Below are 12,476 nucleotides of genomic sequence, written 5' to 3'. Positions count from 1 at the left end.
ACGGGTCACCTCCGTTTCAGCTGCCAGCCCGGCTCAGGCGCTGCCATTCCACTGCTCGGCACAGGACGGCGCGTCGTTCTCCGGTGGCTCTTCGACCAGTTCGAAGTCGACCGCTTGACCCGTAATTGTCACCTCGAGCGTCTCTCGAGCGCCCGACGGGTCGGGTTCGATCACCCACACGTCGCTCGCCTCGGTACCGTTTTCGGCCGCGATATCGACCTCGTAACGGCCGAACTCGCTCGTGACCGGTTCGGTGTGTACATCGCCGGGACTGAGCGAGATGCCGCCCGTCTCGAGGATCGTCTCCGTGGCTTCGTTCGTCACAGTCACCGACGCAGACACCGTGTCGCCGCCCTCGTTGTGTAACTCGAGCGTCTCGCTCGAGGCGTAGGCGCTCCACTCGGTGAACGACAGTTCGGCCGTCTCGCCGTCGCGGTCGACGCGATGGTGATACGGCGTCCCCTCCCGCCACAGCGGCATGCCGTTGTCGACGGCCTCCTCGTACAGCAGTGACTCGCTGGTCTCGTACGAACCGTCGTCGAAAGCCGCGTCGACCTCCGCCGTGATGGGGTCCGGGAGTTCGTCGTACTCGACGGCGACGGCCTCACAGGTGTCGTATTCGCGTCTGGACGACGGCTCGTCGCCGGCACCACTCGAGGAGTCGTTCTCGGGTGTGTCCCCACTCAGACAGCCGGAAACAGCGACCGGAAGCGCTCCAACAGCAGCGAGCACGGCGCGTCGTTTCATACCTGTGTGCACCACTGTATCACATAAATATTTTTATAATATCTCCGCAATTGCACGGATTGCCGCAACCCCTCTCGCCGTCCGGTCGCCCGTCGAAGCGGACCTGCCACGTGATACCATTATGCCGGCGCCCGTGGTGGACTCCGAGCGATGGTCTCGCTCGGACTCTCCCGGCGGTCGGTACGCGACATCTCGGGGAACCTCGTTCCGCTCGCCATCCTGGTGTTCTTCGCGCTCTGGTTCGCCATCGACCGCCCCTGGGGCTGGGACCTCTTCGCACTGGCCGTCGTCTACGGACTCCTCGTGACGCTCGCGGCACTCCTGTTCGCCGTCACCTACGTCACCGCCCTCGCGTTCCAGGCGACCGATTCGGACCGATGAGCGAGCGCAACCGGCCCGCCTCGACCGACCGCACCGACGGTGGACAGCCAGCCGCGAGCGGCCCGCTCGAGCCATCCACGACGGACTACTCGACGACCCGGGAACGCGCGAACTGCACCTGTCGCTACTGCGGGCGTCCGTTCAGCGACGAGCGGTATCTGGCGCTCCACCGCGGACTCGAACACCCCGAGCGTCTCGGTGCAGGCGAGTGGGAAGCTTACGAGGTCGCCGTCGCCGCGGACGCGCAGGCACTCCGCCGGTACAAACTCTACGCGCTCTGTGTCATCGTCGTGGTCTACTTCGGATTCGTCCTCACCTACGCGGCCGTCACCTGACGCGAGCGACGCGCGTGGTGGTACCGGCGTCGGTCACGTGGCGATGAGCGCGATGCCGGTGAGGAACATCAGGACGACGAGGAGGGCGAGCAACAGCCCGAACAGGACTTTCTCAGACATCTCGAGTAGGCGTTTGCGGGGCACTCCAGAGGCGATGCATCGAGTGGACGGACGACGGCGACCGACCTAAACCCCCGCCGTGGACACGCTCGCGTCTTCGAGCGAACCACAATACGTATTCGCCCCGGCCGGCGAGGGCTAGTATGTCTGTGCGATACAGTCGTCCCGCCTCGAGTACGCCTACCGCGGCCCGCGACCACGACCGTCCGGGCGCGACTCACGGATGAACGAGCGTAGCGACGAGCGCGCAGGGGACGAAGTGAGCGAGGCGGAGTCAGCCGGAGGCTCGAGTCCGCTCCGCTTCGTCTACCTGTTCGGCATCGGCTTCAACGTCCTCGCACTCGCCTACGCGCTGTCCGGCGGGGCGACGCTCTATGCGGGGGTGTTCGGTCTCGTGATCGTCTACCTGGTGTTGCGGTATCGGATGATCGTCGCGCAGTGACCACGCTGTGCGGGGGGCGACACCCGCGAAGACCCGTCGCGTGGCAGGGAAGCAGTAGACGAGTTCATCGACCGCGTCGGTATCGAACTCGAGACGCGTCTCAGAATGTGTCGCTGTCACCCGGAACACTAACGTCCGACCTCATCCCGTGGCGGCGTGCCGCGTCGGTCGGCTAACCCTCGTGCCGGGCGTTGCGAAGTTCGGGTGAACTCCGGCTTTTATGTCGCGCGCCCGGGTTCGCCGTGTGGTCATCGCACCCGTGTGGGTAGACTCGGACGGGGACTAAAGGCACGCACCCGGAATCGGTGCTCGAGCCTCAAAACGCTTTCTCGTCGCCGACCCCGATCAGATCGCGTACTCGTCCTCGCGCAACTGGACGTAGCGGCCGTCGCGGTAGGAGAACTTCCGGCGCTGGTAGGCGGTGAGGATCTTCGTCGCCTTGAGTCCGGAGGCGTACTTCTGCCCGAAGAGCGCGCTCGCAGAGCCGGAGCCGGTGATACTCGAGATCGTCCCGAAGACGCGGTCCCAGTCGTCGGGTTCGTAGTCGGCGACTAAGTCGGCGAAGGTGACGTTACGCAGGATCTCGTCACCGATCGCGCGCTTCCAGACCTCGTTGTAGTGGTCGAGACCGTCGGTGGCGGCGAGTCGGCCAGCGATCTTTCCGGTGCGGACGGCGACGTGGTAGCCGCCCTCGTGGAACGCGGAGGTCGTCCCCATCGCCCCGCCAGCGACGGCGATCCCGGCGCGTACGGGCGACTCGATCGGCCGCGTCGACGAGATGGGGTAGGTCTCGGTGCCGCTCGACTTCCCGCGGTCTTCGACCAGCGGGAAGTCCGTCTCGACGTCGTACTCGTCGCCGTACTCGAGTTCGAGCAGTCGGCGGATGTACTCGCCACCGGAGGGAATCCGGTCGTCGCTCGGCTTGAGCAGTTTGTACGACTCGGGGTGGGCGACGTCCTCGAGCGTCATCCCGATGGGCATCGTGAGTCCGACGCGGGCGACGGTGCCGTCGTTGGGAAACACCCACGGGTAGGCGGTCTCGCCGGGCATGTAGCCCCACCAGAACGTGAGCCGGTCGGTCTCGAACAGTTCCTCGGGGAACTCGCGGTACTCCTGGTAGGCGATGTGGTTCGCCGTCGGCGGCGAGAGGTACTCGGAGACGCTCTCTCCGGCGGGCATGAACTGATCGAGCGCGTCGAGGGTGACTCGACGCTGTGGCCCGTCGGCGAGGATCACGTAGCGGGCGGTGACCTCGTCGCCGCTCGAGAGGGAGAGCGTGTGCGTCGGCGCCGATCCGGAGAGGTCACTCTCGAGGTCACGGACGCTAGTGCCGACGCGGATCTCCGCGCCGGCGTCGCGCGCTCGCTCGTAGAGCCAGTCGTCCATGCGCGCGCGGTGGAACGTGTAGCCGAGTTTGGGATAGCGCGCCTCGATTCCGGTCGAGGTGAGTTCGGTCTTCGACTCCGGACCCACGAAGTCGACGGTCTCGAGTTCCTGGAGGACGACCTCGTCGGGAATCTCCTCGTACTCGAAGTCCATGATGTCGATCCAGTAGTCGAGCATCCCCGCCGCGTCGGTCGAGTCCGGCCCGAGACCGTCGCGGTCTTCGCGGGGAACCCCCTGCTCGAAACACACCACGTCTGCGCCGTGGGCGGCCGCCTGCTCGGCCGCACACGCGCCTGCGGGACCACCGCCGACGACCGCAACGTCAACGCGTTCGCTGCTCATACTCCGTTGGGTCACAGTGACCCCTCTTAAACTGCCTGATCCGGTCGGTCTCGCGTGACGTTCTCTTTCAGCCGAATGTGGTTTCGAATCGAAATAGCTATCGCGGCCGCGGCTGTGGAGTGGTACTCACGGACGTGACGACCTCCCTCGATGAAAGTACCTCCATACGCCCGCCGCTCGCTCGCCCGACTCCTCAAAAACCCCGTCGAAGGGATACTGTGGCTGGTCGGGTCGGCCCTCGCTCGCCTCGGACTGGTCGACGCGGGACGCGCCGAGCGGACGACGAGGCTCGCCTGGCCACGGATCGTCACCGGCATCGCGGCGAACTCGAAGGAGGTCGCGGACCTGGCGATGGTCGGGGTGGTCCTCGGCTCGGGCGCGGTGGCGGGCGTCGGTATCGCGACGCCGTTCGCGCTGCTCGCGGGCACGCTCGGTGGCGGTATCGCCGGCGGGACGATTGCACTCGTCTCACAGCGCTTCGGTGCTGAGCGCTACGACGAACTCGACCTCGTTATCAAACAGAGCGTCTGGGTCACTACCCTGGTGACGCTCCCGCTGACGGTCGTCTTCTTGCTCTTTCCGCACGAACTGATCGGTCTCGTCACGAGTGACCCCGAGATGCGCACCCACGGGGGGACCTACCTCCAGGTGATGAGCGTCGCGACGGTCTTCATCGGTCTCAACCTGATCGGGAGCCGTACCCTCGTCGGCGTCGACGACTCCTACACCGCGATGGTCGTCCGCGCGAGCGGTGCCGTCGCCAACATCGGCTTCAACGCCGTCTTCATCTTCGGTCTCGGCTGGGGTGTCACCGGCGCGGCGGTCGGCTCCGTGCTCGCGAACGTTCTCGTCACCGGCCTGTTCGCCTACGGCTTCCTCGGTGGCAGCCTCCCCGTCGTCGGCCGCTTCCCGGTCACGATCTCGCTCTCGGGACCCTACCTCGACCGTCGGCTCACGCGCGACCTCCTCGAGATTTCGACCCCCATCGTCTTCACTCACCTCACCTGGTCGACCGCCCAGTTCCCGCTGCTCGCCGTCATCGCCGTCTTCGGTCCCGAGGTCGTCGCCGCCTTCGTCGTCGCCCAGCGGATCCGCGGCATGATGGACACTCCCAACTGGGGGCTCAGCCTCGCCTCGAGCAGCCTCGTCGGCCAGGAACTCGGCCGCGGGGACGAACGCGAAGCCGAAGCCTACGGCGACGACGTCCTCCGGATCACGCTGGCGTGTTACCTCGTGATCGCCGCTTTCGTGTTCGTCTTCGCCGAACCCATCGCGGGCGTCTTCGTCGAACCGGGGGAGGCACTCGCGCTCACGACCGTCTTCGTCCAGGTCGCGACGCTCAGCGTGATCTTCAACGGGATCAACGGCGGTGCCTCGGGCCCGCTCAACGCCAGCGGCGACACCCGGTGGCCGTTCTACGCGCGCGTCGTCGGCCTCTACGGCTTCGCGCTCCCGGTCGCTTACCTCGGCACGACGGCACTCACCCTCCCACTCGTGGGACCGATTCCCGCCCTCGGAATCGGCGCGCTCTACGTCGCGCTCGTCCTCGAGACGCTCGTTCCCGCCGCCGTCGTCTACGCCCGGTTCTCGAGCGGCCGCTGGAAGGTGGTTAGCCGGTCGTACCGCCCCGAAGCGGTCGCGGCCGACTGATCCCATCCAGGCTCCGCCCGTCGGGAGACCGTCGCCTGCGGTCTCGAGGGCGGACCTCTCTCGGGGGATGTCCGTCGAAAAACCGTCGGCCGTGTACTCGAGGGTCTAGAGGTAGCCGTTCTCGAGCAGCAGTTCGCCGTTGAGGACGCTCGCGCCCGCCGCGCCACGGATGGTGTTGTGCGAGAGGCAGTTGTACTGGAGACCGAACGTCGACTCGCGGTGGCCGCCAGCGGAGACCGCCATGCCGTCGCCGAGGGTGCGGTCGAGACGCGGCTGTGGGCGGTCGAGGTCGTCGAAGACGTGGATGAGCGGGTCGGGCGAGGAGCGCAGGTCGAGCGCGGGATAGTCAGCCATCGCTGCCTTCGCCGCCTCGGGTGAGAGGTCCTCGTCGGTCTCGACCCAGACGTTCTCGAGGTGGCCGTCGAGCGTCGCGATGCGGTTACAGGAGGCTGCGACCTCCATCTCGTGCTGGGTGATCTCCGCGCCGTCGAACGTCCCGAGGAGGCGTTTCGACTCGGTCTCGAGTTTGTCCTCTTCGCCCCCGATGTGGGGGATGGCGTTGTCGATGATCTCCATCGAGGTGACGCCGTCGTAGCCCGCCCCGGAGACGGCCTGGAGCGTCGCGACGTGGACGCGCTCGAGACCGTACTCGGTGAGGGCGGCGAGCGTCGGCACGAACGTGATCGTCGAGCAGTTCGGGTTCTTCACGAGCGCGCCGTCCCAGCCCCGGTCGTCGCGCTGGACCTCGAGTACGTCGAGGTGGTCGGCGTTCACTTCGGGGATGATCAGCGGCACGTCAGCGGCCATCCGCGAGTTCGAGGAGTTCGAAGAGACGACGTAGCCCGCCTCACAGAAGTCGGGTTCGACCGCCGCGCCGACGCTCGAGGGCAGCGAGGAGAAGAGCAGATCGACGTCGTTCGGAACCGCGTCGGGTTCGGTCGCGCCGACGGTCATCTCGGCGACGGCGTCCGGGATGGGCGTATCGACGCGCCACTTCGCGACGTCGCGGTAGGCTTCGCCCGCACTGGCGTCGCTCGCCGTGAGCGCGGCGATTTCGAAGTCCGGGTGTGGCTCGAGGAGCTGAATCAGTCGCTGTCCGACGGCACCGGTCGCACCGAGTATACCGACTCGTACAGTCATTGGCGAGGACTCAGCATCGGTGGCGCAAAGGCGTTTGGGTTTTGTTTCACATTGTCTATCAGGAACGTTTGACGTGCTGGCCGCTCTGGGACACGAACGTCGGGCGAGGACGCAGGACTCAGCCACGGCGTGAGTGCGTGAGCCTCACCAGCGGTGGTGGACGTGCTCGCGGACGTACTCGTCGTAGACGTCCCGGACCGCCGCGCGCTCCTGGTCGGTCAGCGAACGGAGCGACGACGCCTCGACGTTCGCCGCGACGTGTTCGGGGTTCGTCGAGCCGGGGATCACCGTCGAGACAGCGTCGTGGTCGAGAATCCACCGGAGGGTGAACTGCGCCAGCGACCACTCGTCGGGGACGGCCCGCTCGAGCGCGTCGACCGCCTCGAGTCCGACCTCGAAGGGGACGCCCGCGAAGGTCTCGCCGACGTCGAAGGCGTCGCCGTCGCGGTTGTAGTTGCGGTGGTCGTCCTCGGGGAAGGTCGTCTCCGCGTCGAGCGCGCCGGTCAGGAGTCCGGAGGCGAGCGGCACGCGGACGATGACGCCGATATCGCGGCGGGCGGCCTCCTCGAAGAACAGCTCCGTGGGCCGCTGGCGGAACGGGTTGGCGATGATCTGGACCGTCTCGACGCCGGGATACTCGATGGCTTTCAGCCCCTCCTCGGCGCGCTCGACGCTGACGCCGTAGTGGGCGATCTTGCCGTCGTCGACCAGCCCCTCGAGCGCCTCGAACACCGACGGCCGGTAGTAGGCGTCCGTCGGCGGACAGTGGAGCTGGAGGAGGTCGAGCGTCTCGGTCTGGAGGTTCTCACGGCTGCGGTCGACGAAGCGCTCGAGGTTCTCCCGGCTGTAGCCCGCGGTCGTGTGCGGGTCGAGACGGCGGCCCGCCTTCGTCGCGACGACCGGGTCGGCCTCGCTCTCGGCGAGTACCTCGGCGATCAGACGCTCGCTCCGGCCGTCGCCGTAGACGTCGGCCGTGTCGAGGAAGTCGATGCCCGCCTCGAGTGCGGCGCGAATCGCGGCCTTGCCCTCTGCCTCGCTCACCTCGCCCCAGTCGGAGCCGACGTTCCAGGTGCCGAGACCGATTTCCGTCACGTTCCAGCCGGTCGTCCCCAGTGGTCGCGTATCCATACCCATCCCTTCGCGGCGAGCCTTCTATGGGTTCAGGTCGCCGACGGGGTTGCCGGTGTGCGAAGTGGGAAGTGGAGACGGCAGTCGGGTTGCGACGGTGTGGTGACGGCTGTCAGCCGGCGCGACCGCTCGAGCGGGTCGCTCCGAGAGCAAAATATCGGTCTTACGCCGGAACCTGCGAGCCTTTCTTGTGGGTGACGTAACCTGCGATGCGGTTGCGGACGCCCTTCGACTCGATGTTGGTCAGCTTCGTAACGCTGTCTTTGTTCTGTTCGAAGTCGGTCGTGAACGCGTCCGGGTACTGCTCTAACAGGAGGTTCCCGGTCTTCTTGACGTAGGCGGGTTTGATTGCCATAGGGGCGGGTTCTTTCTAGAGACTCTTATAACACACCATTTTCACCGGTGGACGGGAAAGCCCGCTTGCTTCGGACACATCCCATCGAATACCCCTTCACGGCGTTCGGCCTGCCGGACGAGATGGGTCGTCGTCAGTACGGCGGTGTCCCCGCTCAGATCGCCCACACGTCGGGTTCACGACCGGTCGAACGGGAGAACCGCCACTATTGCACCGAGTTAGTGGTGAAAATAAGAATTGGAAAAGCCACATTTAAATAGGAGTGGTTAGCAATCCGAAACGATGGTCTTACACTTCAGAGAGGCGACGAGTGTGTACCGGCAGACGATGCCGTACGTGCTCTTGCAGTTCGGAATCGGAGTCGCGTTCGCACTGATCGGCGTCGTGTACCTCAGCCTCATCACGTGGCTGGGGATCACGTTCTTCATGGGTGGTGGAGGACTCGGACTGCTCATCGTCGCGGGAGTGATGCTCTTCGGACTCGCCTCCTTCGCGTACGTCTGGCGACTGATACAGCAACACTTCCTGTACATGGTGAAGACGGGCCACATCGCCGTGATTGCACACATCGTCGACAAGGGTGAGGTGCCCGACAACCAGATCAAGTACGGGATGAAACAGGTCGGAGACTACTTCGTGTCGGCCACCGGGCTGTGGGCGGTCAGTATGCTCGTCGACGCGGTGATCAAGCAGTTCAACAACTCGGTCGCTCGAGTCGAGGCGATGATTCCGCTGCCGATCCCCCAGCAGCTGCAGACGTTGATCACGATCGTCCAGAAGTCCATCGTGCTCGCAGCGCGGTACCTCGACAACGCGATCCTGGCGTACATGTTCGTCGACCGAAACGAGAACCGCTGGCGGTCGGCCCGCGACGGACTCGTGCTCTACGGGAAGACCTGGAAGATGGTTCTCGGGTCGACCCTCCTGATCGTGCTGGGGATGTACGTACTCTCGTTCGTCCTGCTCTCGATGCTCGCGCCCGTCGCCGTCGCGATCGACTTCCTCCCCGGATCGCTCCAGATCATCTCGTGGGTGTTCGTCGCCGGCATGGTCGCCGTCGTTCACACGGGCGTCGTCAAACCGTGGGTCAAAACCGTCGTCGTCACGACCTTCCTCATCGAACAGCGTGACGAGACGCCGGACAGCGAGACGATGGCGTGGCTCGAGGAGAACTCCGAGAAGTTCTCCGAACTCATGGCGAAAGCCGAGAACGACGAGCCGATCAGCGAGGAACAGTCGGACGCCGGCCACACACCCGAGACGCCGGATCCGGCCGACTGAACTCGAACTGGAGAGGCTCCGACGCTCGCTGGCGACGACGCTGGACGGGACGGAGCCGTGTGAACTGGTGACAGTCTCGAGCAACATCGTTATCTCTCGGGAGTTCCTGCTCACCTGAACGAAGCGGACGCGTCCGCCGTTGCCATGAAACTGCTCACCTGTAACGCCGGCTACCTGCTCGGCTACGAGAACGTGCTCTGGGGATACGTCCCGCCACCGGTCGGCTCCGTTCTCGGAGACACCGCCGTCGAACGCCGCTCGCTCGAGCGCCTCTGTGCCCTCATCGAGCGCGAACGCCCGGACGTGGTCTCGCTGCTCGAGGTCGACCAGGGTTCACACCGGACGGTCACCGACGGCCAGTTCGAGACGCTGCGTGAACGGCTCACCGAGCGCGGACTGGCCTACGGCGGGCGCGTCGCCAACAAGTACGGCGAGGCGGGTGTCGTCCCCTCGCTCCCGTTCTTCGGCCACCTCGGAAACGCGGTGTTGTACCGGTCGGATCGAACGACGCGAACGCACTACCTCTCGGCCGGACGGAAGCGCCTGGTGCTCGAGGTCGAGTTGACGAGCGAGACGGTACTGTTCGTCGTCCACCTCTCGCTCGGTGCCCGGAGCAGGCGTCGACAGCTTCGCGAACTCGCCGAACTGGTCGAGACGCGTGCCGACGGACGGGAGGTCATCGTCACCGGTGACTTCAACAGCTTCGACGGGAGCGACGGCGTCGGCGGCTTCGCGGAGACGGCGGGTCTCGAGGCCCAGGTCCCCGGCGAGACCATTCCGTCACGGCCGCTCGACGACTTGCTCGTCTCCTCGCGGACGCTCGACCTCTTCTTCTGTTCGCCGGAGCTGCCCGTCGAGCGCTGTGACGTCCTCGACGTACAGCTCTCAGATCACCGGCCGATCGTCCTCGAGACCGGGTGAGAGACGGTGGCAAACGAGCGAACAGGGGCGTTCAATAGCTCCCCCACCAGAGAAGCCACGATGACCGATCTCGAGGCGGTACAGACCGTCGACCTGCTCGGTACGAACGACGGTGAGCGCCGCGTCCTCGACTCACTCGCCGACCTCTTCGCCGGCGACGGCACGATCTATCTCGTCAGCGGCTACTTCACCTACCAGGGCTACCGGTCGATCCGTGACGACGTCGTCTCGTTTCTCGAGCGCTCGCCGGAGAACCAGCTTCGGGTCGTCGTCGGGCCCGCCTCCGATCAGTTCTCCTCGCGCATCGCCTACGACCTCTGGGCGCTCGACGCGGGCGACCAGGTCCGCATCTACAAACAGCCACGCGGTCTACACGCGAAGCTCTACCTCCGCGACGGTCCCGAGCCGCTGTGTATCATCGGCTCGGCGAACATCACCCAGGTCGCCTTCGAGTACAACGTCGAACTCGGTCTCGAGATGCGCCGCGAGACCGTCGACCACCCCGACCTGAAGCCGTTTCTCGAGTGGGCCGAACACCTCGTCGAGACCTCCGCGCCGCTGCGCCGACGCGACGTCTTCGCCCCGGTCCAGGTCGGCAGTTCGTTCGTCAACTGGTCGAACAAAGCGCGCTTGCTCCCGATGCGGAACGTCGCGCTCAGGGTGATGCCCGTCCTGTTTCTCGTCCTCGTCTTCTCGGGGCTGTTCCGATTCGTCTGATCCCGGCTCTCCTGCGTCCGTCCCACAGCCGACCAGCCAGCGAGCATCTACCGCTCCGACCGCCGCTCCGCCGCTGCTGTGAGCACCCGTTCGAGCGCCGCCCGCTCTCGTTCACAGCCCGTCCGCTCGACGACCTCGCGACACCACTCGAGGCGACGCTCGAGGTCGCGGTCGTCGAACCCGGCGACACCCAGCCGCGAGGCGGCCACGCTCGCCTCGACGACGGCACCGCTGGCGCGGGTGAGCGTCGGCACCGTCCGCTCGAGGACGCCCGACTCGAGCGGGGCGAGCCGCCAGCGGACCCACTCGGTGCCGTCGTCCGTTCCGGTGTCGGCCCGCTCGGCGCGGACACGGACCCAGGCGGTCGCCGAGTCGATCAGTGGCCGTTCGTCGGTCTCGCACTCGAGTTCCCAGACCGTGAGCGCGGTCTCGACGAACGCGAGCGGGTCGGCGGTGAACTGGACGTAGCCCTCGCCCTCGCGCTCGAAATTCCCCCGGGTGCGGGTCCGGCCCCAGGTCGTCGCGGTGACGGCGGGACCGTTCGCCGGTTCGTCCGCCGCGTCCTCGGCGAACAGCCCCAGCGCCGCGAGGTTCCAGCGGCCGGTCGGCCCGCGCGTCGCCACCACCGTCTCGGTGACGCCACAGAGGTCGACGGGCCACGCCTCCGTCCCGTCGCTCATACCTCGAGCGCCTCCCGCTCGAGGGCGATGTAGAGTCCGGCGGCCGTCACGTCCGCCGTCGTCCCCGGGTTGATCCCCTGGGAGACGAGTTCGTCGGCGAAGGCGTCGACGGCGGCCGGGTCGTCGGCGAGCGCGTCCTCGAGTGCGGCCGCGCGCTCGGTCACCTCGGCGGCGACGGCTTCGCCGTGGCGTTTGGCGACGAGCGTGTCGGGTCGTTCCGCCAGCAGCGAGAGGAACGTCTCCGCGGCCCGGCGCTGGACCGGTCCCTCGCTCGTAGCGAGCCGTTCAGCGGCGCGAAACGAGCGTTCGAAGCCGGTGACCCACTCGCGGGCCACGTCGTCGCCCGGCACCCCGCCGGCGAGCACCTCGAGTAGCGTCAGCCCGCGCGACTCGAGGGCGGGAATCGCGTCGCTGCCCCGGCGGACGTCGAGTGCGTCGAGGTCCGCCGGTGGCTCGGAGACGAAGACCTCGACGTGGTCGAACGCGCGGTAGAAGTCGGCGGCGTCGGCGACGGTCGTCTCTTCGACGACCGACTCGACGACCGGCTGTGAGAGGTCCGTCCGCGAGGCACAGACCAGCGGCGTCAGGAGCAAGAGCGCGCCGAACTGGGTGTTTCCGCCGCGCTGGCGAGCCATACCTGCGACGGCGCGCTCGAAGGCGGTTCCGACCGCCGCACCGTTCTCAGCCAGCCGGAGACCGTTCTGTGCACCGACGGCACCGGCGAGGAAGTGTTCGAACCGGAGGTCGTCGAGGTCTCTGTCCCTGTCGACGTTGCCCGGCTTCGGCGTCCCACACACCTCGAGTAAGAGCGCCAGTTCCGCGTTCTGAGCGGGGGTTCGCATGTGTCTCGA

14 protein-coding genes are annotated in these 12,476 nt (G+C 66.6%); 7 read left to right on the top strand and 7 right to left on the bottom strand.

Annotated elements, in window-relative coordinates:
• Positions 1-33: 33 nt before the first annotated feature.
• Positions 34-747: a hypothetical protein gene (locus N0B15_RS05825; RefSeq protein WP_263018602.1), complete on the bottom strand. Its 714-nt coding sequence runs from the start codon at positions 745-747 to the stop codon at positions 34-36.
• A 150-nt stretch (positions 748-897) separates the two neighbouring features.
• On the opposite strand from N0B15_RS05825, the gene N0B15_RS05820 reads away from it, so the two are divergent.
• From N0B15_RS05820 to N0B15_RS05810, 3 genes are all read left to right on the top strand, one after another.
• On the top strand, positions 898-1,128 hold the full coding sequence (locus tag N0B15_RS05820; RefSeq protein WP_263018600.1) for a DUF6684 family protein: 231 nt from the start codon (positions 898-900) through the stop codon (positions 1,126-1,128).
• Positions 1,125-1,463, top strand: a complete 339-nt coding sequence (locus N0B15_RS05815; RefSeq protein WP_263018599.1) for a DUF7410 domain-containing protein — start codon at positions 1,125-1,127, stop codon at positions 1,461-1,463. The genes N0B15_RS05820 and N0B15_RS05815 overlap by 4 nt, the downstream gene beginning before the upstream one ends.
• Positions 1,464-1,806: 343 nt before the next feature.
• Entirely contained in the window at positions 1,807-2,025 is a 219-nt protein-coding gene (locus N0B15_RS05810; RefSeq protein WP_263019221.1) for a hypothetical protein, read from the top strand.
• A 345-nt stretch (positions 2,026-2,370) separates the two neighbouring features.
• Here N0B15_RS05810 and N0B15_RS05805 read toward each other — a convergent pair whose 3' ends face one another.
• Positions 2,371-3,753 carry an NAD(P)/FAD-dependent oxidoreductase gene (locus tag N0B15_RS05805; protein WP_263018598.1) on the bottom strand — a complete coding sequence of 461 codons (1,383 nt, stop codon included), beginning with the start codon at positions 3,751-3,753 and terminating at the stop codon, positions 2,371-2,373.
• A 150-nt stretch (positions 3,754-3,903) separates the two neighbouring features.
• On the opposite strand from N0B15_RS05805, the gene N0B15_RS05800 reads away from it, so the two are divergent.
• The gene (locus tag N0B15_RS05800; RefSeq protein ID WP_263018596.1) at positions 3,904-5,403 is read left to right on the top strand and encodes an MATE family efflux transporter; all 1,500 of its coding nucleotides are present in this window, start codon (positions 3,904-3,906) and stop codon (positions 5,401-5,403) included.
• Between the two features lie 105 nt (positions 5,404-5,508).
• Here the strand turns inward: N0B15_RS05800 and asd are convergent, their stop codons facing one another.
• The 3 genes from asd to N0B15_RS05785 form a co-directional block, all read right to left on the bottom strand.
• Positions 5,509-6,543, bottom strand: a complete 1,035-nt coding sequence (gene asd / locus N0B15_RS05795) for an aspartate-semialdehyde dehydrogenase (RefSeq protein ID WP_263018595.1) — start codon at positions 6,541-6,543, stop codon at positions 5,509-5,511.
• A 144-nt stretch (positions 6,544-6,687) separates the two neighbouring features.
• A complete protein-coding gene (locus tag N0B15_RS05790) occupies positions 6,688-7,671 on the bottom strand; it encodes an aldo/keto reductase (RefSeq protein WP_263018593.1) in 984 nt (327 codons plus the stop codon).
• A gap of 163 nt (positions 7,672-7,834) precedes the next feature.
• Positions 7,835-8,026: a 30S ribosomal protein S17e gene (locus tag N0B15_RS05785; RefSeq protein ID WP_263018592.1), complete on the bottom strand. Its 192-nt coding sequence runs from the start codon at positions 8,024-8,026 to the stop codon at positions 7,835-7,837.
• A gap of 282 nt (positions 8,027-8,308) precedes the next feature.
• On the opposite strand from N0B15_RS05785, the gene N0B15_RS05780 reads away from it, so the two are divergent.
• From N0B15_RS05780 to N0B15_RS05770, 3 genes are all read left to right on the top strand, one after another.
• Positions 8,309-9,307: a hypothetical protein gene (locus N0B15_RS05780; RefSeq protein WP_263018591.1), complete on the top strand. Its 999-nt coding sequence runs from the start codon at positions 8,309-8,311 to the stop codon at positions 9,305-9,307.
• Between the two features lie 144 nt (positions 9,308-9,451).
• The gene (locus N0B15_RS05775; RefSeq protein ID WP_263018589.1) at positions 9,452-10,228 is read left to right on the top strand and encodes an endonuclease/exonuclease/phosphatase family protein; all 777 of its coding nucleotides are present in this window, start codon (positions 9,452-9,454) and stop codon (positions 10,226-10,228) included.
• A gap of 60 nt (positions 10,229-10,288) precedes the next feature.
• Positions 10,289-10,945, top strand: coding sequence for a phospholipase D family protein (locus N0B15_RS05770; protein WP_263018588.1), 657 nt, complete (start codon positions 10,289-10,291; stop codon positions 10,943-10,945).
• Between the two features lie 47 nt (positions 10,946-10,992).
• Here the strand turns inward: N0B15_RS05770 and N0B15_RS05765 are convergent, their stop codons facing one another.
• Together N0B15_RS05765 and N0B15_RS05760 are read right to left on the bottom strand one after the other, a co-directional pair.
• Positions 10,993-11,625 carry a DUF447 domain-containing protein gene (locus N0B15_RS05765; protein WP_263018586.1) on the bottom strand — a complete coding sequence of 211 codons (633 nt, stop codon included), beginning with the start codon at positions 11,623-11,625 and terminating at the stop codon, positions 10,993-10,995.
• Entirely contained in the window at positions 11,622-12,467 is an 846-nt protein-coding gene (locus tag N0B15_RS05760) for a triphosphoribosyl-dephospho-CoA synthase (RefSeq protein WP_263018585.1), read from the bottom strand. The genes N0B15_RS05765 and N0B15_RS05760 overlap by 4 nt, the downstream gene beginning before the upstream one ends.
• Positions 12,468-12,476: the final 9 nt, after the last annotated feature.

It is taken from the genome of Natronobiforma cellulositropha (genome assembly GCF_025629245.1).
In the GTDB taxonomy this organism is placed as follows: Archaea; Halobacteriota; Halobacteria; order Halobacteriales; family Natrialbaceae; genus Natronobiforma; species Natronobiforma cellulositropha.
This window is presented reverse-complemented; position numbering and strand designations above follow the sequence as displayed.

What these genes read in the sequence shown, in the direction of transcription:
- N0B15_RS05825 (WP_263018602.1), bottom strand. Translation starts at nt 747, where the DNA reads ATGAAACGACGCGCCGTGCTCGCTGCTGTTGGAGCGCTTCCGGTCGCT.
- N0B15_RS05820 (WP_263018600.1), top strand. Translation starts at nt 898, where the DNA reads ATGGTCTCGCTCGGACTCTCCCGGCGGTCGGTACGCGACATCTCGGGG.
- N0B15_RS05815 (WP_263018599.1), top strand. Translation starts at nt 1,125, where the DNA reads ATGAGCGAGCGCAACCGGCCCGCCTCGACCGACCGCACCGACGGTGGA.
- N0B15_RS05810 (WP_263019221.1), top strand. Translation starts at nt 1,807, where the DNA reads ATGAACGAGCGTAGCGACGAGCGCGCAGGGGACGAAGTGAGCGAGGCG.
- N0B15_RS05805 (WP_263018598.1), bottom strand. Translation starts at nt 3,753, where the DNA reads ATGAGCAGCGAACGCGTTGACGTTGCGGTCGTCGGCGGTGGTCCCGCA.
- N0B15_RS05800 (WP_263018596.1), top strand. Translation starts at nt 3,904, where the DNA reads ATGAAAGTACCTCCATACGCCCGCCGCTCGCTCGCCCGACTCCTCAAA.
- asd (WP_263018595.1), bottom strand. Translation starts at nt 6,543, where the DNA reads ATGACTGTACGAGTCGGTATACTCGGTGCGACCGGTGCCGTCGGACAG.
- N0B15_RS05790 (WP_263018593.1), bottom strand. Translation starts at nt 7,671, where the DNA reads ATGGATACGCGACCACTGGGGACGACCGGCTGGAACGTGACGGAAATC.
- N0B15_RS05785 (WP_263018592.1), bottom strand. Translation starts at nt 8,026, where the DNA reads ATGGCAATCAAACCCGCCTACGTCAAGAAGACCGGGAACCTCCTGTTA.
- N0B15_RS05780 (WP_263018591.1), top strand. Translation starts at nt 8,309, where the DNA reads ATGGTCTTACACTTCAGAGAGGCGACGAGTGTGTACCGGCAGACGATG.
- N0B15_RS05775 (WP_263018589.1), top strand. Translation starts at nt 9,452, where the DNA reads ATGAAACTGCTCACCTGTAACGCCGGCTACCTGCTCGGCTACGAGAAC.
- N0B15_RS05770 (WP_263018588.1), top strand. Translation starts at nt 10,289, where the DNA reads ATGACCGATCTCGAGGCGGTACAGACCGTCGACCTGCTCGGTACGAAC.
- N0B15_RS05765 (WP_263018586.1), bottom strand. Translation starts at nt 11,625, where the DNA reads ATGAGCGACGGGACGGAGGCGTGGCCCGTCGACCTCTGTGGCGTCACC.
- N0B15_RS05760 (WP_263018585.1), bottom strand. Translation starts at nt 12,467, where the DNA reads ATGCGAACCCCCGCTCAGAACGCGGAACTGGCGCTCTTACTCGAGGTG.